The organism is Streptomyces chartreusis NRRL 3882 (assembly GCF_900236475.1).
Classification (GTDB): Bacteria; Actinomycetota; Actinomycetes; order Streptomycetales; family Streptomycetaceae; genus Streptomyces; species Streptomyces chartreusis_D.
In genome coordinates this window covers 8,508,094-8,525,731 of the sequence record NZ_LT963352.1, presented here as the reverse complement: position 1 = coordinate 8,525,731, position 17,638 = coordinate 8,508,094, and the positions used below count along the sequence as shown (strand labels likewise).

The 17,638-nt window shown below is 72.0% G+C and carries 17 protein-coding genes; 12 read left to right on the top strand and 5 right to left on the bottom strand.

The genetic code is table 11. The features are described from left to right. Nucleotides 1-148: 148 nt before the first annotated feature. From SCNRRL3882_RS38465 to SCNRRL3882_RS38455, 3 genes are all read left to right on the top strand, one after another. Nucleotides 149-529 (top strand): hypothetical protein, encoded by a 381-nt coding sequence (locus SCNRRL3882_RS38465; RefSeq protein WP_010038025.1) that lies wholly within the window; start codon nt 149-151, stop codon nt 527-529. Between the two features lie 44 nt (nt 530-573). After that, nucleotides 574-1,140 carry an antibiotic biosynthesis monooxygenase gene (locus SCNRRL3882_RS38460; RefSeq protein ID WP_040902955.1) on the top strand — a complete coding sequence of 189 codons (567 nt, stop codon included), beginning with the start codon at nt 574-576 and terminating at the stop codon, nt 1,138-1,140. Nucleotides 1,141-1,243: 103 nt separating this feature from the next. Then, complete coding sequence (locus SCNRRL3882_RS38455) at nt 1,244-3,655, top strand: SpoIIE family protein phosphatase (RefSeq protein ID WP_010038021.1); 2,412 nt, start codon at nt 1,244-1,246, stop codon at nt 3,653-3,655. Between the two features lie 58 nt (nt 3,656-3,713). Here SCNRRL3882_RS38455 and SCNRRL3882_RS38450 read toward each other — a convergent pair whose 3' ends face one another. Further along, nucleotides 3,714-4,202, bottom strand: coding sequence for a flavin reductase family protein (locus tag SCNRRL3882_RS38450; RefSeq protein ID WP_010038019.1), 489 nt, complete (start codon nt 4,200-4,202; stop codon nt 3,714-3,716). Between the two features lie 91 nt (nt 4,203-4,293). Further along, nucleotides 4,294-5,043 (bottom strand): peptidoglycan-binding domain-containing protein, encoded by a 750-nt coding sequence (locus tag SCNRRL3882_RS38445; RefSeq protein ID WP_010038015.1) that lies wholly within the window; start codon nt 5,041-5,043, stop codon nt 4,294-4,296. A gap of 159 nt (nt 5,044-5,202) precedes the next feature. On the opposite strand from SCNRRL3882_RS38445, the gene SCNRRL3882_RS38440 reads away from it, so the two are divergent. Beyond that, a complete protein-coding gene (locus SCNRRL3882_RS38440) occupies nt 5,203-5,913 on the top strand; it encodes a TetR family transcriptional regulator (protein WP_078602790.1) in 711 nt (236 codons plus the stop codon). Between the two features lie 151 nt (nt 5,914-6,064). Further along, nucleotides 6,065-6,478 (top strand): Zn-ribbon domain-containing OB-fold protein, encoded by a 414-nt coding sequence (locus tag SCNRRL3882_RS38435; protein WP_010038011.1) that lies wholly within the window; start codon nt 6,065-6,067, stop codon nt 6,476-6,478. Nucleotides 6,479-6,485: 7 nt separating this feature from the next. Here the strand turns inward: SCNRRL3882_RS38435 and SCNRRL3882_RS38430 are convergent, their stop codons facing one another. The 3 genes from SCNRRL3882_RS38430 to SCNRRL3882_RS38420 form a co-directional block, all read right to left on the bottom strand. Further along, nucleotides 6,486-7,823 (bottom strand): Gfo/Idh/MocA family protein, encoded by a 1,338-nt coding sequence (locus tag SCNRRL3882_RS38430; RefSeq protein ID WP_010038009.1) that lies wholly within the window; start codon nt 7,821-7,823, stop codon nt 6,486-6,488. 67 nt (nt 7,824-7,890) lie between these two features. Next, nucleotides 7,891-8,277 carry a PPOX class F420-dependent oxidoreductase gene (locus tag SCNRRL3882_RS38425; protein WP_010038007.1) on the bottom strand — a complete coding sequence of 129 codons (387 nt, stop codon included), beginning with the start codon at nt 8,275-8,277 and terminating at the stop codon, nt 7,891-7,893. Nucleotides 8,278-8,307: 30 nt separating this feature from the next. Further along, entirely contained in the window at nt 8,308-9,486 is a 1,179-nt protein-coding gene (locus SCNRRL3882_RS38420) for a MalY/PatB family protein (RefSeq protein ID WP_010038005.1), read from the bottom strand. Nucleotides 9,487-9,510: 24 nt separating this feature from the next. Between SCNRRL3882_RS38420 and SCNRRL3882_RS38415 the strand changes: the two genes are divergently transcribed. From SCNRRL3882_RS38415 to SCNRRL3882_RS38385, 7 genes are all read left to right on the top strand, one after another. Further along, the gene (locus SCNRRL3882_RS38415; RefSeq protein ID WP_010037998.1) at nt 9,511-10,539 is read left to right on the top strand and encodes a hypothetical protein; all 1,029 of its coding nucleotides are present in this window, start codon (nt 9,511-9,513) and stop codon (nt 10,537-10,539) included. A gap of 116 nt (nt 10,540-10,655) precedes the next feature. Beyond that, nucleotides 10,656-12,005, top strand: a complete 1,350-nt coding sequence (locus SCNRRL3882_RS38410; RefSeq protein ID WP_040902940.1) for a S1 family peptidase — start codon at nt 10,656-10,658, stop codon at nt 12,003-12,005. A gap of 430 nt (nt 12,006-12,435) precedes the next feature. Then, on the top strand, nt 12,436-13,446 hold the full coding sequence (locus tag SCNRRL3882_RS38405) for an iron-containing redox enzyme family protein (RefSeq protein ID WP_010037992.1): 1,011 nt from the start codon (nt 12,436-12,438) through the stop codon (nt 13,444-13,446). Beyond that, nucleotides 13,443-14,699: an MFS transporter gene (locus tag SCNRRL3882_RS38400; protein ID WP_010037991.1), complete on the top strand. Its 1,257-nt coding sequence runs from the start codon at nt 13,443-13,445 to the stop codon at nt 14,697-14,699. Before SCNRRL3882_RS38405 ends, SCNRRL3882_RS38400 begins: the two co-directional genes overlap by 4 nt. Beyond that, nucleotides 14,696-15,676 carry an ornithine cyclodeaminase family protein gene (locus SCNRRL3882_RS38395; RefSeq protein WP_010037990.1) on the top strand — a complete coding sequence of 327 codons (981 nt, stop codon included), beginning with the start codon at nt 14,696-14,698 and terminating at the stop codon, nt 15,674-15,676. Before SCNRRL3882_RS38400 ends, SCNRRL3882_RS38395 begins: the two co-directional genes overlap by 4 nt. After that, nucleotides 15,673-17,097: a hypothetical protein gene (locus SCNRRL3882_RS38390; protein ID WP_010037989.1), complete on the top strand. Its 1,425-nt coding sequence runs from the start codon at nt 15,673-15,675 to the stop codon at nt 17,095-17,097. Before SCNRRL3882_RS38395 ends, SCNRRL3882_RS38390 begins: the two co-directional genes overlap by 4 nt. Beyond that, on the top strand, nt 17,060-17,626 hold the full coding sequence (locus SCNRRL3882_RS38385) for a nitroreductase family protein (RefSeq protein WP_010037988.1): 567 nt from the start codon (nt 17,060-17,062) through the stop codon (nt 17,624-17,626). The genes SCNRRL3882_RS38390 and SCNRRL3882_RS38385 overlap by 38 nt, the downstream gene beginning before the upstream one ends. Nucleotides 17,627-17,638: the final 12 nt, after the last annotated feature.

Genomic DNA, 17,638 nt, shown 5'->3' with positions numbered 1-17,638 from the left:
CCCGGCCGTTCCGGATCCGTTCCGCACCCGAGGGGCCGGCTCCTACCCGCTTCGGCGTCCCGGGTGTCCGTGGCGGCCCCGGTCATCCCCTAGGCCGGGGCCGCCCCGACCCGTCGTCCACCCTCACGACGCCGCACACCCGGAAGCGATGATCATGCCCCTGACGTCCACGCGCATCAGCCCGGACTGGCCCTGCCAGGTCAAGACCCCCGGGAGCTACGACTGGGAGCGCTCGGCGGCCAAGTGGCTGCGCGAGCTGGTGCCCGCGCGCTACGCCGGCTACCCCGTGTTCATCCGCCATCCCGTCCTGCTCGCCCGGCATGCCCAGATCCAGGTCCAGCAGGAGCTCAGGGTGGCCCGCACCGCCCTCCAGACCGCCCGCGCCGACCTGCCGGGACTCGGTCTGCACGAGGGCGTCATCGAGCACACGATCAAGCTGTACGCGGCCGAGGTCATGCAGTTGCAGCACATCGCGCGCAGCGTCCGGGCGGTCACCCGGGCGCTGGTGGAGGCCAACCGCCAGCCGTGACCGTGATGGGCATGCCCCGCCCCGTGCGTGGCACCCGTGAGGGAATGAGCACCACCGAAGTCCGGCGCGGCGAGCCGGTGACCACGGTTCTGACCTGGCAGGTGCGTCCCGGCCGGGAGCGGCAGTTCGAGGAGTGGACGCGCGGCATCACGCGCTGCGCCAGACAGTTCCCGGGCAACGAGGGCGTCTCCTGGCTCACTCCCGAGGACGGCCACCGCTACCACGCGGTGCTGCGCTGGTCCGACCAGCACCGGCTCGCCGCCTGGCTGGAGTCAGAGGAGCGCGCGCACTGGCACCGGCGGATCGAGGACATCGCGACCGAGGTCAGCAGCGAACGGCAGTCGACGACCGGGATGGAGACCTGGTTCAGCCTGCCCGGCACCACCGTGCAGGCCCCGCCCCGGTGGAAGATGGTCCTCACGACGTTCCTCGGCGCCTATCCCTTCACCCTGCTCATCCAGTGGCTGGTGACACCCCACACCACCGGCTGGCCGCTGCCGCTGCGGGCCGCCGTGTTCCCGCTGGTACTGCTGCCGGTGCTGACGTATCTGGTGATGCCGGGGCTCAGCCGGCTGCTGCGTCTGTGGCTGTACCAGCGCGACGGCCATTGACGGCCCTGGGGGCTGAAGGGACGGGTGTGGCCGGCGGGAAGCGGGAGCGGCCCGTGCGTACAAGCCCGTCTTCCGAACGGCCCGGGTGTGCGATGCTCAACCCGTGACGAGCGAGCCCGTGACACCGGCGGAGCCCGGTGGCGCACCGGACCTGGTCGAACTGGCCAAGATCGTCGCCCGGCAGCGCGCCGAGCTGGACCGGCTGCGCGACCAGGCGGCGACGTCGGCTGTCGTGGAGCGGGCCAAGGGCGCCGTGATGGCGCTGACCGGGTGCTCCGCGGACGCCGCGGACGAGCGGCTGCTCCAGCGGGCCAAGGCGGCGCGCCACACCCTGCTGGAGGAGTGCTGGATCACGCTCGGCTCTCTGGCGCCCACGGCTCCCGGCCCGGGCGAGGCGACCGGGCGCGACGGCGACGGCATCCTCGGCCCCGGCACCCCCGGCTCCGGCTTCGACACCCTGGTGGAGACGGCCGCGCCGGACGACGTCTCCGCCGCCCTGGCCCGCCTCGGGCAGACGCTCGTCAGGGTGGTGACGCCGCACGACCTCGCCGGATGCCTGCTGGAGCATCTCGCGCCCGACATGGCGGCCGACGCGGTCATGATCTACGCCCACAGGCCGGACGGCGGACTCGAACTGATCGGGCACGCCGGCATCGACGATCGGCTGGCCGCCCAGTGGAGCCAGGTGCCGCCGCTGAGCGGGATCGCGGCGCTGGACGCGCTGCGGACGGGCGAACCGTGCTGGCTGGAGGACCTCGCCTCGGACGAGCGGCGGGACCTGCTGATCGGGGACCCGCCCGAGCGGTGGCGGTCGCGCGCCTGGCTGCCCGTGCTCGCCTCGGGCCCGAGCGGGGTCTGCATCGGCGTGCTGCGCGGCCGCGCCGGGTCGTTCACGCCCCGCGACCGCGCACATCTGCGGGGCGTCGCAGGGCTGTGCGCGGGCCGGCTCCGGGCCTTCGACGCACCGCCCGAGCGGACCGAGGACGCCGCCACGGACGCGGTGCAGGCGCTGTTCGACGCACTGCCGATCGCGGCGATGCTGCTCAGCCCGCTGCGGGCCGCGTCGGGCGAGACCGAGGACTTCCGGGTGGAGGCGGCGACCGCGCGGGCGGGTGACCTGCTGGGCCGCCCCGGTGAGGAGCTGGCCGGGCGGCGGCTGCTGGAGTTCCGGCCCGCCCTGGCTCAGGAGCCGCTGTGGCAGGGCTGTCTGCACACCCTGACCACCGGGGAGCCGTACGAGAGTGAACCGTTCGCGCACGAGGAGGTCGTGGCGGACATCGCGGCGCTGTCCACGTACTCGGCGCGGGTGGCGCGGCTGGAGGAAGCGCTGGTCGTCAGCTGGATCCGGCACGGCTCCTCCGACCGGCAGGAACAGCGGCTGGCGGATCTCCAGCGGCTGGGCAACCTCGGCTGGGCCAACTGGAACCTGGCCACCCAGGAGGCCTCCTGGTCGACCCAGGTGTTCGCCATCTTCAGCCGGGACCCAGGGCTCGGCCCGGTGCGGCTCACCGGGATGCCGGAGCTCGCGCTGCCCGAGGACGCGCCCGCGCTGACCCGCGCGGTCCGTGAACTGGTACGGCGGGGGCGGGCGTTCGACCTGCCGTTCCGGGTGAGGACGAGCGGCGGCATCCGGCATCTGCGGCTCGTGGCCGAGGCCGTGGCCGACATGCACGGCACGCCCGTCGAGGTGCACGGTGTCATCCAGGACATGACCGCCCGGCGGCGGGCGGAGCTGGCCCTGGTCGAGAGCGAGCAGGCGATCCTCACGCAGCACGACGTGCTCCAGGCCGAGCGGACCCTGGCCTCCCGGCTCCAGCACGCCCTGCTGCCGCTGGCCAACCGGCCCGTGCATCTGGCGGGACTGCGCGTCGAGGTCGCCTATCTGCCCGCCCAGTCGGGTGTGCACGTCGGCGGCGACTGGTTCAGCGCCGTGGAACTGCCCGACGGGGACGCGCTGCTGGTGGTCGGCGACGTCGCCGGGCACGGTGTCGACGCCGTCGCCACGATGGCCCAGCTCCGCTTCACGGCGAAGGGCATGGTCATCACCGGTTCGTCACTGACCGGCGCCCTGGCCCGGCTGAACACGCTGCTGCTGCACTCCCGCGATTCCCACGCGACGACCACGATGGTGCTGGCCCGGTACGACCCCCGGGAGCGCCGTCTGGTCTGGGCCCAGGCCGGGCACCCTCCGCCCCTGCTGGTGCGGGACGGCGAGGCGCGGTATCTCAGCCGCCCGAGAGGCATGCTGCTCGGCGCGACCACGACGCCGGTCTTCGAGGAGGCGGAGTGCCGTCTTGAACCGGGCGACCGGCTCATCCTGTTCACCGACGGTCTGGTCGAGCACCCGCCGGAGAGCATCGACCGGGGCCTGGAGCGTCTCGCCGAGGCCGTGGCGGCCCCGCACGCCGACGGGCCCGGGACGCTCGGGCCGTTGCTCGCGCGGCTGCTGCCGGACGAGCGGCGGGACGACGTGTGCGTCGTGGACGTCCGGGTTCCGACGGTTCGAGAGGTGTAGACGGCTCGGAGGCATCGAGGGTTCGGGAGGCGTGGAGGTTCGGGAGGCGGGGCCCGGCTCAGTCGACCGGGTGCCCGGGCTCGATGGAGTGGGCGCCGGACAGGCGCAGCAGCGGTCCGTCGTACGCCTCGTCCGAGCCCCACTCGACCGGGTCGAGGACGAAGCCGATGTGGTCGCCACCGCCCGCGCGCGTCACGATCCGGCCGACGAACCAGGCCGGCGCGTCCTCCAGCACGACGGCGCCGCCGTACGCCTCGCGCAGGGCGAGGCCCTCGAACTTGTCCGTCCGGTCGCCGGTCCGCCCGCCGAACAGCTCGGCGAGGAGCCGCTGTTCACGTGCGAGCAGGTGCACCGCGAGCACCTCGGCGTTCCGGGCCACCCGGAAGGTGTGGTTCACCTCGGACAGCCATACGACGAACCGCACGGGCCGTATCGAGCACTGCGAGGCGAATCCGACCAGGCACCCCGCCCGTTCACCGCCCGCGACGGCGGTGACGACGCACATGTCGGGGTCCAGCCGCCCGATGAACGCGTCCATGCCCGCCATGCCCACACACTCCCTCAACCCTCGCGGCCACTTCTCCTCGACATCAATCACCTCACCATGCCGGGGGTGCGGGTGCCATCCCGGGGCGGGGTCAGTCGGTGCCCGGTGCCGTGCGGGACTCCAGGGCGAGGCGGGTGTCGTTGCCGTAGACGCCGGTCTCGTCGCCGCGAATGCCGTACCAGAGCTGGAAGCGGGCGACCGCCGCGGTCAGTGTGGGGTCGTAGCGGCCGCTGGTGGAGCCGTCCCGGTAGACGTCCGGGATGCGCAGGAGGCGTTCCTGGAGCTCGGTCACCTCGGGGCCGGTGGCTCCCTCGCGGAGGGTGCCGGGACCGTCGGGATCGGCGGCGGGCGGGCGAGGTGTGGAGGTGGCGGCGGGGGCTGAAGCGGACGGGGTGGGGCGGGGCGCGGGGGCCGCGTCGTCGTCGGTGTTCTGTCCGGGGAGCACCAGGGCGGCGCCGCCGAAGCCGATCACCGCCGCCGCGACGACGGCCACCGCGACCGCGGCACGGCGCGGTCCTGATCCGGGCCCGGCACGGCCATCGCCGTTCCCGCGGGTGAGGGGCGGGAGTTCCTGCGTCAGGTCCTCGGAGCCCGTCGGCCGCCGGGGCAGTACGCCGGACCCGTAGCCGCCGGGCTCGTGGCGGTCGGGCTCGTGGCGGTCGGGCTCGTGGCGGCCGGGCTCGTGGCGGCCGGGCTCGTCGCCACCTCGGGCGGAGCCCAGCTCCTCGCGGTACTCCCGCATCAGTTCCGCCAGTGCGTCGGTGCGGCGGGGCCGCAGGACGCGGATGGGTTCGAGGGCCGGGCCGTCGTGCGACCGCCGGGGCTCGGACGGTGTCGACACGCTGTTCTCCTTCCGTCCGGGCTCGGGGGCGCCCGTCTTCGGGGATCGTCCTGCCGCTAGATACGCGGCTGCCGCGCCACGGGTTCAGAGGGAACTCGGTTCCTCCCCAGTAGTGCACTGAGTGCCATGCGTGCCCTTCCGGGTGCTACGTTCCCGCTCATGAGCTCCGAGAAAGCCGACGCCGGGACCGCAAAGCCGCCCATGCGGGACGCCCTGGTGGCGGCAGCCTTCCAGCTGTTCCTCGAGCGGGGTTACGAGCAGACCACCATCGACGACATCGTGGCGCTGGCCGGGGTCGGACGGCGCTCGTTCTTCCGCTACTTCCCGTCCAAGGAGGACGTGGTCTTCCCGGACCACGAGCGGTGCCTGGCCGACATGACGGCCTTCCTGGCGGCGGGAACGGACGACGAGGAACCCGTGCGGCGGGTCTGCGACGCGGCCCGGCTCGTGCTGCGGATGTACGCCGAGAACCCGACGTTCTCCGTGCAGCGCTACCGCCTTACCAAGAAGGTCCCGGGGCTGCGCGCCTACGAACTGTCGGTGGTGTGGCGCTACGAGCGCGCCCTCGCCGAGTATCTGCGGCGGCGTTTCGCGGCCCGCCGGGACGGGACCCTCCAGGCCGATGTGATCGCGGCGGCGGTGGTCGCGGCGCACAACAACGCGCTGCGCTCCTGGCTGCGTTCGGACGGGCAGGGCGAGGCTAGCGCCACGGTGGACCACGCGCTGGCCTACGTGCAGTCCGCGTTCGGCGGTACGCCGGTGCCCCCGGCCGGGGAGCAGCCCGAGGACGTGGTGGTCGTCGTCTCGCGACGCGGTGCGCCGTTGTGGCGGGTCGTGCAGGAGATCGAGTCGACGCTGGGGAGCCGCTGAGGGTCCGCACATTGAGGGAACGGAGTGCCTTTACGAGTGGCACTGAGTGCCATACCCTGTCGTCCGTGCACGGTGGCACGGCGAACCGCGCACGCGTGTGTGCGGGTGACCGCGCACGCGGATTCCGGCCGAGTGCAGGGAGTTGACCAGCGTGTACCACCACTCAGGAAGCGTCACTCGACAGGCAGCCGGCTCTGCGACGGGTCTGCTGGACTCCAGGGGCCAGGACACGGATGCCATCCTCTTCCAGCGCTGCACCTGGTGCGGCACCGCCATGTTCCACCGGCTGCTGTGTCCGGTCTGCCGGGGCAGCGAGCTGCGGACCGAGCGCAGCGAGGGCGTGGGCACCGTGCGCCACTCCACGGTGGTGCACCGCAACACGCCCGCCGCGCGCAACGTGTCCCTGGTCGAGATGGCCGAGGGCTTCGTCGTGCGCGGCCGGGTGATGGGCCCGCCGATCGGCATCCACAGCGGGGACCGGGTACGCCTGTCCACGGCCAAGGACCCGGTACGGGGCGAGCCGGTCTTCCAGTTGCTGGACGAGCCGTACCGGGCCTGGAGCTGACAGACCCTCAGCCCGCGACCAGCTCGCCGGTGCGCACGGGCCGCCCCGTCTCGAAGCTCCGGTTGGCCGCGAGACCGACCGCCAGGGCGAGTGCTCCGTCGCGTTCGGTGGCCGTCGGGTGGGTCGCCGCCGCGGTGTCCGCCGGACGGGTGGGGTCGGCGGGGCCGAACAGTGCGTCGAGCATGCGCGGGTCGCCACCGCCATGGGCCTCGTGGGCGACCGCGAGCGGCACGTCCACCGGGGGCTGCCACAGCGGGCGCAGGGTGAGGCGGGCGCCGCCCGCGTGCTCGGCCGCCGTGTCGCCGTGCAGGGCACCCGCGGTCGAGGTGACCCGGGTCAGCGGCGGTTGCCAGCGGCTCTCCTCGACCTCCAGTTCCAGCCGGCCCGCGCTGCCGTTGAACATCACCCGGTAGCCCTCCCACGGGGAGTAGGCGGTCAGGTGGTAGGTCATCGTCGCGCCGCGCGCGTAGCGCACGAGGACGGACATGTCGTCCTCGATGGTGATCGGTCCGTCGAAGACGTTCCGGTCGCGCAGGTAACCGTCGTCGTGTTCGGCGTCCAGGTAGAGGGCGCGCAGGGTGTCGTTGGCCGTGAGGTCCAGGGCGAAGGGGTCGTCGGCGGCCCGGTCGGCGCCGTGGGCGCGGTCGTACTCCCGGCGCAGTCCGTGCCGCTCCCCCGCCTCGCGGCCGTAGAAGCCGAGCCGCCCGTAGCCGAAGGCCTCCCGGGGCTCGTCGGCGAGCCACCAGTTCACCAGGTCGAAGTGGTGCGAGGCCTTGTGCACCATCAGGCCTCCGCTGTTGCGCTTCTCGCGGTGCCAGCGGCGGAAGTAGTCGGCGCCGTGCCGTACGTCGAGCAGCCACTCGAAGTGGACGGAGAGCACCTCGCCGATCGCGCCGTCGGCGAGCAGGGCGCGGACCTTCTCGTGCACGGGGTTGAAGCGGTAGTTGAAGGCGACGGTCAGGGAGTTGCCGGTCTCGCGGACGGTGTCGAGGATGCGGGCGCAGCGCTCGGCGTCGACGGTCATCGGCTTCTCGGTGACGACGCGGCAGCCCGCCTTCAGGGCCGGGACGATGTAGCGGTCGTGCTCGGCGTCGACGGTGGTGACGACGACCTCGTCGATGCCCTCCTCGGCGAGCAGATCGGTGAAGCGGTCGGGCTCCCACGGGGTGGCCGCCGGTGCGCCGGCCTCGGTCAGCAGCCGGTTGTGGAAGGCCATCCGGGTCGGGCTGGGATCGCACAGCGCGGCCACGAGGTGGCCGGGGCGTTCGGCGAGGCCCCGGGTGAACAGCTGGGCCCGGTGGCCCGTGCCGACGACGGCTGCGCGCAGGACGGGATTTCGGCTCATGACAGGTGGTCTGTCCCGGGGACGGGCCGTCCACTCCCCGACGTCGAAAGCGCTTGCCGAGGTCGGGTCAGCGCGTGAGGGTGATGCGAATGCCCACGGTGCCGTCCAGGCCCCGGCGCAGCCGGCTGCCGAGCAGCGTGAGCCGGCCGACGAGGCCGTACTTGCGGGCGATCAGCTTCCGGTAGCGGGCGGTGGTGGCCGCGTCGCAGATCTCCGCCGTCGCGGGCACCTGCTCGCCGGTGGGGTTGCCGCGCAGGTCGCAGGGGCCGACCAGGACGTCGGCGCGGTTGCGGATCCGCTTCACCTTCCAGGAGTCGGCCGGCGTCCAGGCGCCGAGCGCGTTCCCGTCGCGCACCACCCAGACCGGGGTGGCGACCGGTGTACCGTTCCCGCGGTAGCTGGTGATCAGCAGGTACTTGCCCGCGCCCGGTTCGGCCGGCGCACTGTCGTCCATGGCAGGCAGTGTACGAGCGCGTCCTCGGCTTCACTCCAGCGCCGTCGCCATGCGCCGCACCGCCTCCGTGACGACCTGGGGCGAGGTCGCCAGGTTGAAGCGGACGTGTCCGGCGCCGCCGGTGCCGAAGGGGAGGCCGGAGTTGAGGGCCACCCGGCCGTGGTGCAGGAAGGCGTCCGCCGGGTCGTCGCCGAGGCCGAGGGCACGGCAGTCGAGCCAGGCGAGGTAGGTGGCGTCGCCCGGGCGGTAGCGGATCGCGGGCAGGTGCTCGGCCAGCAGGTCCGCGAGCAGCCGCCGGCCCGCGTCGAGGCCGGACAGCAGGGCGTCCAGCCAGGCGCCGCCGTCGCGCAGGGCGGCGGTGTGGGCGATGACGCCGATGTGGCTCGGGCCGTGCCCGACCTCCTCGGGCATCCGGGCCAGGTCGGCGCCGGCCCCGGGCCCGGCGATCGCGAGGGCGGCCTTGAGCCCGGCCAGGTTCCACGCCTTCGAGGCGGACATCAGCGACAGTCCGCGCTCGGCGCCCGGCACGCTGAGGTACGGCACGAAGTCGGTGCCGCCGATCACCAGCGGCGCGTGGATCTCGTCCGCGACGACGCGGACGCCGTGCCGCTCGGCGAGTGCGGCGACGGCGGACAGTTCCTCGGCCGTGTGCACGGTGCCGGTCGGGTTGTGGGGGCTGCACAGCAGGTAGGCGGCCTGTCCTCCACCCGCCATCGCCTGCCGGAAGGTCTCCTCCAGGACGCCCAGATCGATGCGCCCGTCCGCCCCGAGCGGGGCCTCCACCACGCGCCGGTCCATGTGCTCGACGAAGTGGTAGAACGGCGGGTACACCGGCGGGTTCACGACCACCGCGTCCCCGTACCCGGTGACCAGCTTGAGCATCTCGACGACGCCCAGCATGACGTCGGGCACGATCGCGGTGCGCTCCACGGCGAGCCCGTCCCAGTTCCACCGCTTCTCGGCGAAGGCGGCCAGCGCCTCCGCGTAGGCCGTGCCGGCGGGGTAGCCGGTGTCGCCGAGGTGGAGCGCGTCGGTGACGGCGCGCGCGACGGGCTCGGCGAGCGGCACGTCCATCTCGGCCACCCAGACCGGCAGCACGTCCTCGGGATAGGTGCGCCACTTCATGCTCGTGCGGCGGCGGAGCTGGTCGAGCGTGAGGGCCTGCAGGGGATTCGGTTCACCGGACGTCTCGTGCGGGATCCTGGTCATGGGCACACGATAGGGGGCTGTGCAGTGAGCGGGAATCGTGAGTACGGGGAGCGGGGACGGGCCGAAGGCCCGTTCCTGGAGATCGCCTGCGACGAGTCCGGGTCGGACGGCGAGAACCTCACCGGCGGGAACACGGACGTGTTCGCGCACGCCAGCATGTCGCTGTCCGTGGCGACGGCAGCGGCGGCCGTGCGGGAGATCCGGGACCGGATCCGCTCACCGGCCGAGGAGTACAAGGCGAACCACCTGCTGCGGGAGAAGCACCGCGCGGTGCTGGAGTGGCTGCTCACGCCGGACGGGCCGATCCACGGGCGGGCGCGGGTGCATCTCATGGAGAAGTCCTTCTTCGTGGTGGACCGGGCCGTCGGTCTGCTTCTGGGCGACCCGGGCGCGGCCCTGGCCCTGTTCCGCGGGGGCCGCCGGACCTTCGGGGAGGAGGGCTGGCGGGCGTTCCTGGAGGCGGCCAACCAGCTGCTGCGGGTACGCAACAACGGGGAGCCGGGCGCCCCGGTCGAGGTCTTCTACGACACGGTCGACGCCCTGCGGCGGGGCCGTCCGGACACGGACGTGACGGGGGTCCTGGAGCGGCTGGCCGCGACCCGGGCCCGCGCGGTGTCGTACCGGGCGGCGTTCCTGGACGGGCCGCCCCTGATCCCGGTGCTCAACCCGCTGCTGCCGGCGATCGTCCGGACGGCCGCGCTGTGGAGCGGCGACGGGCGGCCGGTCCGTCTGGTGCACGACCGGCAGAACATGCTGACTCCGGACCGCATCGCCTGGATCGAGGAGACGGCCCGGCAGGCGGGGGTCGGCCTTGCCGGGTTGCGGCTGGTCGTCGCGCGCGAGGACGCGCGGGTGCAGGTGGCGGACTTCCTCGCCGGGATCGCCCGCAAGATCGCCTCCGATGAGCTGAACGGACGCGGGGACCCCGCGCTCACCGCGCTGCTGCGGCCATACGTCGATCCGGCCTCGGTGTGGGGCGACCCGCGCAGCCGGGCCCTGCTCGCCGCCCCGGCGGACCTGGATCCGACCGTTCCCGCCGCCGGCCGGCGGTGAAGAGATCACGCGTGCGCTGAACACGGCACGGCTGCGCCCCGTATGGGAAGAGGGCACTCAACTCAAGGAGTGCCCCGCGGTGTTCACACCGTGATGTTCGGGTTCGGGAGCCATGCATGAGGCACGCACGACGACGGGTCGTCCGGCGAGTGACACGGCTGGCGGCCGTCGGCGGACTCCTTCTCGGAGGAGCGATGGTCACACGCGCCGTGGCGAGCGAGCCCCCCGACCCATCGATCGGCGTACCGTACGCCGCGAGGCCGGCCACGAGCATGGGCACCGACCTCGTGTCCCGGCTCGGCACCTCCCGTACGGCGGGCAGCTGGGTCGACTCCGCCGGCCGGCCGGTCGTCGCGGTCACGGACGAGAAGGCGGCCGACGAGGTCGAACGCGCCGGCGCGCGGGCGAAGATGGTGCGCCACAGCATGAGCGACCTCAAGTCCGCCACGGCGACGCTGCGTTCGGCGCCCCGGGTACCCGGCACCGCCTGGGCCCTGGACTACAAGAGCAACGAGGTGGTGGTCCGGGGCGACAGCACCGTCTCCGCCTCCGACTGGTCCCGGCTGACCGACGTCGCGGAGGGCATCGGCGGCTTCGTGCGCATGGAGCGCACCGAGGGCACCTTCACGACGCGGGTCAACGGCGCGCAGCCGATCCTGTCGACCGCCGGGCGCTGTTCGGCGGGCTTCAACGTGACCGACGGGGCGACCGACTACATCCTCACGGCAGGGCACTGCGGACCCGACGGCTCCGTCTGGTTCGCCGACGACCGGGGCCGGGAACAGGTCGGCACATCGCTCAAGGGCAGCTTCCCCGGCGACGACTACTCGCTGGTGAAGTACGACAGCGGCCGCGCGGGCGAGGGTGCGGACGTCGTGGCGGTCGGTGACGGCAAGGGTGTGCGGATCACGGGCGTGGCCGATGCGGAGGTCGGGCAGAAGATCTTCCGCAGCGGCAGCACCAGCGGGCTGCGCGAGGGGGAGGTGACCGCGCTCAACGCGACGGTCAACTACCCCGAGGGCACGGTCACCGGCCTCATCGAGACGAACGTGTGCGCCGAACCCGGCGACAGCGGCGGCCCGATGTTCGCCGACGGCATCGCCCTCGGTGTGACGTCGGGCGGCAGCGGGGACTGCACGGCGGGTGGCACGACGTTCTTCCAGCCCGTGACGAAGGCGCTGACCGAGCTGGGCGTCAAGCTGATCGTGGCCAAACAGGCCGGTGCCGGCACGGGCTCCTCCCCCGCACCGTCGGCCTCCCAGGGCGCCGCCTCGCCCGGCTCTTCGGCGCCGGTCACGGGGGAGGACGTGTCGGGCCTGCTGAGCCGCCTCACCGACCCGCGCAACGTGGGCCCCGGCCTGCTGGTCATCGCGGGCAGCCTCGTGGCCCTGGTGGCGACCCGGTGGATCCGCGCGGAGCAGGACCGCAAGGCGTATCGGCAGTACTACTCGGCCACCTGGGGATGACGCCGTCACTCGGGGTACACCGGGCCGATCTCACTCTCGGGTGAGATCGGCCCGACGCATTTGAGCATTCCCGTCAGTCACCTGTTTGAGCCAAGACCATGTGAGTATGCCTTCCCGGCAGGCGGCCCAAATTACGACAAAGGTGCCACCTCAAACTATCTTGCTGGCTACATCCAGCCACGGGAGCCTCCAATTCCACTTCCCGCTATTGATTCAATGCGCAGCTCTGCATAAGTTTCCCTGCGGGCCGGAACCCCGGTCTTCTTTCCGCAGAGAATGAGGTGGTCCGTATGTCCATCACCATCAAGCCGGTCGAGAAGCCCGCGATGAGCAAGGTCGCTGGTGCCGTCCTCTGTGGCTGACGCTCATCAGTAATGGAGGGGAGGCGCATTGGCGCCTCCCCTCCGTTTCGCGACGAAAGGATCACCGCATGCTGAAGCATGACCCCGAATACCGTCCGCGCCTCAGGCACTGCACCTTCTTCGTCCCCAACAACGGGGATGACGTGCTCATGATCGTCGGGGACCAGCACTTCCAGCTGGAGCAGCACGGTGCCCAGCTCAAGGACTTCCTCAACCTCAAGCGCTACCTGGACGGCCGGCACACGATCCAGCAGATCGCGGAAATCACGGACGTCAGCCCGCAGGACGTGGCCGGGATAGTCGACGCCTTCGCGGAGCAGGGTCTGCTGCGTGAGGAAAACCCGGAACTCGAGAACATTCCCGTCGATGTGTTCCTGAAGCAGATCGACAAGTCCACGGCGATGTGGACCGAGCAGATCGGCTACCACCGCCTGTGGTCCGGGCTGGAGAACCAGGAATACCGGAAGGAGGTTTTCCTGGGTCTCATCCTGGAAACGTACCACTACATAAATTCAGCGAGCCGCCATATCTCCACGGCCATCGCCCACTGCACGGACCCGCAGTGGAAAAGGCTGCTCTCGGAGTATCTCGCCGAGGAATACGACCACGCCTGGATGGCCCGGGACAGCCTCATCCGTATGGGCCTGTCGAAGGAAGAGGTGGAGAACGCCCACCCCATCATCGGCACCTGGTCGTGGACCAACAACCTCTGCGAGATCGCGCGCGAGGACACCCTCGGGTACCTGGCGTGCACGAAGCTCTTCGAGGCCCGTGGCACCGAGACCCTCGAAGGCGCCGAGACCCTGCAACGGCTGGCCGAGGCCTACGGCTACCCGAAGGACTGCCTGGAGCCCCTGGTCTCCCACGTCAGGACGGACGTCGAGGCGAATCACACCGGCCTCCTCGAGGAGGCCCTGGAGGGACGCAAGTACATCCCCGCGGAGCAGGCGCACCGCGCGGTCAACAACCTCCACGACCTCAAGCACTCGTTCGACCAGTACAACGACGGGATCATCCTGTACTACTCGGACGTGTCCAACTACATCCCTCGTCTGAAGGTCGACTACTTCAGCCTGTGACGACCCAGCCGATCCCGAAGTCGCGTCCGCCGGCCGCCGCTCCGGCAGGCCGGTTCGCCCGCCTCTGGACCGCGTACACGGTCAATGTCGCCGGGGACGAGTTCTACGTTCTCGCCGTGCCGCTGATCGTCTACCAGGTGGGCGGGACAGCCGCGGCCATGAGCCTCGTCTACGCCTGTGCCCTGCTCCCGCAGGTCTTCATGGGCGTCTGGGGCGGCGTGCTGGCGGACCGCCAGGACCGTGTCAAGCTGCTTCGGCTGTGTTACCTGTGCTCGGCGCTGGCGCTGTTGCTGGCGTACGCGGTGTTCGCCGCCACGGACGTCAGTGTCGCGGGGCTGGCCACCATCGCCGTCCTGCTGGGCCTCACGGCCCCGGTGGCCGCGGCGAGCTTCGACAGTGCACTGCCCCACTTCGTTCCGCACGACATGCTGCCCCGCGCGAACGCCGCCACAGAGGCGTCCCGGACGGCCTGCGTGGTCCTGGGGCCGGCGGTGGCGGGATTCGCCGTCAGTCATCTGGCCCCCGAACAAGCCGTGTTGTTCAACAGCGTCTCCTTCGCCGTGGCCTATCTGCTGCTCCACCGCATCACCTCACCGACGATCCCCCGGGAGCGCACCCGCGGGGGCCCGGCGAGCCAGTGGCACGATCTGACCACCGGGTTGCGGTACCTCGTCACCGGCAACACCGCCGTGCGCATCGGCGTCCTCATGAGCACCGTGGTCAACTTCGTGTTCGGCGCGTACGAACCCATGGTGGTCTACCGCATGCGGCACGGCCTCGATCTGGGAGCCGGCACCGTGGGGCTCGTGTTCGCGGCGTCGGGAGTGACGTCCGTCGCCGTCGCGCTCCTGCTCTCCTGGAAGGCGCCCAGCCGTGGCCACCTCGTGGTCATGGGGCTGTCCGTGGCGCTCCAGGGTGTGGCCGTGGCCGGCCTGGGAGTCCTCACCTCGCTGGCGGCCGTCGTCGCCGCGCAGATCGCCTGGGCCACCGGAACGGTGCTGTACACCGTGTACTGGCGTGCCATGCGCCAGACCCTCGTGCCCGGAGAGTTGCTGGGACGCGTGGCCGGGACATGCCGTTCCATCGCCTACGGAGGAGCGTTCCTCGGCAGCGCCGTCTCGGCGGTGGTGCTCAACCGGTTCCTCGGTGTCGACACGGCGCTGCTGCTCGCCGGTCTCGTCTCCACCGTTCTGGGCGCCCTGGTCGCCGGATACGCCGTGACGCGAAGCGTCTCGGGAAAGGGCGCCTCATGACCGTACTGCTCGGCGCCACCGAGCTTCAGCGGGTGGTGACACCGCAGGACATGCTGCGAGCGCTGCGCCAGGGCTTTGTCGCGGCCCTCGGCACGCGGACGACCCCGCAGCGCGTGCGCCAGAGCCTGCCGGCCTCCGCCGGAAGCATCGCCGTTCTGCTGCCGGGGCTCCTGCCGGGCGTCCCCGCGTACACGGTCAAGGTGAACGCCAAGTTCCCCGGCGCCGTCCCGGCGATCTCCGGCATCGTCTGTCTCCACGACCTGGAGACCGGGGAGTTGCTCGCGCTGCTGGACTCCGCCTTCGTGACCGCGTGGCGGACCGGGCTGTCGGCGGCACTGGCCACCGACCTGCTCAGCCCGGCCGATGCACGCGCCGTGGGGATCGTCGGCGCCGGAGCCCAGGCGGACATGACGCTGCGCGGGCTGACCCGGTTGCGCACGGTCGAGCGGGTCGTCGTCCACGATGCCGACGCCGGACGGGCTCACCGGATGGCCGGATCCTGGCGACGCGCCGGACTCGCATGCCAGGTCGTCGGCAGTGCGCGAGAGGTCGCCCGCACATGCGACAGCGTCGTCACCGCGACCTGGTCCCGCCGCCCGCTGCTGCACCTGCCGGATGTCCGGCCGGGCTCGCACATCACCTCGCTGGGAGCGGACGAACCGGGCAAGGCGGAACTAGACGCCCGGCTGCTGCGGCACGCGCGCGTGATCGTGGACGACCTCGACCTGGCCATGACGTCCGGCGCACTGGGCACTGCGGGCCTCGGCCGGGAGGACGCCGCAGCCGTCCTGGGCCGGATCATCGACGGGACCGTCCCGGTGCGCACCGAGGCCGGGCAGGTGACCGTCTACACCCCGGTCGGTCTGCCCTGGCAGGATCTCGCGCTCTCCTGGGCCGCCTATCAGGCAGCGCTGCGGGACGGGGTCGGCGCCGGCTTCCGCTTCCCCGCGCGGCCGGAGGACGAGGGCGGCACATGAGCACGACTCCGACCGCCCCTCGAACGGGCCCTCTCGCCGGACTGGCACCGGCCGACGTCACGCCTTCGGAGGTTCCCCCGCTCGCCCTGTACCAGAGCCCGTGGACGATCGCGCTGGCGATCGCCTTCGCGTTCCGCGGTGCCGGGACGTATGTCATCGACGACATCGACAACGCCGGGGTCGCCCGCGGCAAGGAGCAGCGGCCGGATTTCCACGCCGTACGCAAAGAAGTGCTGAGCAAGAAGGGCTGGACCAACTGCCGTCCCCTGGGCGCCTTCTGTCCCGACGGACTGCTCTTCGCGAACCTCGCGCGCGCGGACTACACGGCGCTGGACCGCAGGGTGCCGCTCGCCGTGCTGGCCCGGCACCGTTCCACGACCGTCGAACGGCTCGTCCGTGAGACCTCCCGCAGGCACGGAATGTGGAGCCTGGCGGGACCGGACCGGGCGATCACCGCCGTGCCCATGCGGGACGCGGCGGCCGGTTTGCGCGACATCATCGCCAAGCACGAACAAGCCGTCCTGCGGACCCTGGCCCGGCCCCGGGACCACGAGCCGGCCCTGCGCAGACTGCGCCACCTCATGCCGGAACCCCGGCCGGAGGGCAGCCTGCTGGACTACTTCCGGCAGTGCCTGCGCCGCGGCCTGGAGCTCGTGGACAGCGACGCCCCCGTCCTGTCCGCGGCCCGCGATCTGATCCCGCCCGACGGGGGCCGGCTGCTGCCCCGCTTCCTCGACGGCGACCCCGAGGCCGTCGACGTCTACAACACGGCAGCGGCGATCCAGGGCAGCAGGCCGATCGACACCGACCACCCGCTCCCCTACTACACGGTCGGGCTCTCCGACGGTGTGCGCGCCGACCTGACCCGGGCGACGCGACCGGCCCGGGACCAGGTCATCGCCCCCAAGATCCTCGTCCTGGAGCGGGCCGCCGGGATGGCCCTGCCACGGACGACGGCGGCCCGGAGCACGATCCTGGCCCGCGAGCACGCCTACCGCGGGCTCGCCTGCGGCTCCAGCCAGGTGTTCTTCGACACCGACTGGCTGGAGTCCCTCGGCTCCTGCCGGACGGAGGTCCACGTGGACGAGCTCTTCCAGCCTCTGGTCGGACGCCGACGGACCATGCCTCTCGGTGGACTGGCGGCCGAACTGGTGCACCAGGACGCGGCCCAAGAAGAGGACCACCAGCAGGACCCGGCCCGGCAGTGGACACGCTGGGCGCTCCACGAGACCCTGACGGACCTGCGCACCTGGCACTACCCGGTGCTCACCTACGCCGTCGCCGGAGACGGGTGGCTGGAGCGGCTCAGGCTGCGCTCCTACACCGAGTACCGCACCAGCCCCCCGAATGTCCGTCCCCTTCCGGAAACGAAGAGGAGTGTCAATGGACGTCATGACGGCCGTACTGACCCGCCGCAGTGAACACGTCCTTGCCGAACCCGCCCCGAACGACGAGGAGTTCGCCTACCTGCTGCGGGCGGCCGCCACGGCGCCCGACCACGGCAAGCTCCGCCCCTGGCGGTGGATCCTGGTACGCGGCGAGGGACGCGCGGCGCTGGGCCGCTGCTTCGCCGACGACTGCGCCGCGCCCGGGTCCCGGCCGGACCGTACCGAGGCCAAGGCGCGCCGGGCACCGCTCCTCGCCACACTGGTGTTCGCCCCGGCCACCGGTCACCGCATCCCCGAGTGGGAACAACTGGCCGCCACCAGCGCCATGACCAGTTCCCTGATGCTCCTGCTGCACGCCCGGGGCTTCGGGAGCATCTGGCGCACCGGCAAGTTCACCGAGTCCGCGCAGGTCCGCCGGCTCCTCGGCCTGCGGCAGGACGAGCGTCTGCTGGGATGGCTGTACATCGGTACGCCCGGGGAGTCACCGCAGCACAGGCGCCGGGTGCTCGACGACGTCACCGACCGGATCTCCGTGTTCGCCCCGGAACTGGTGACCTCGTGAGCCGCTGACCGG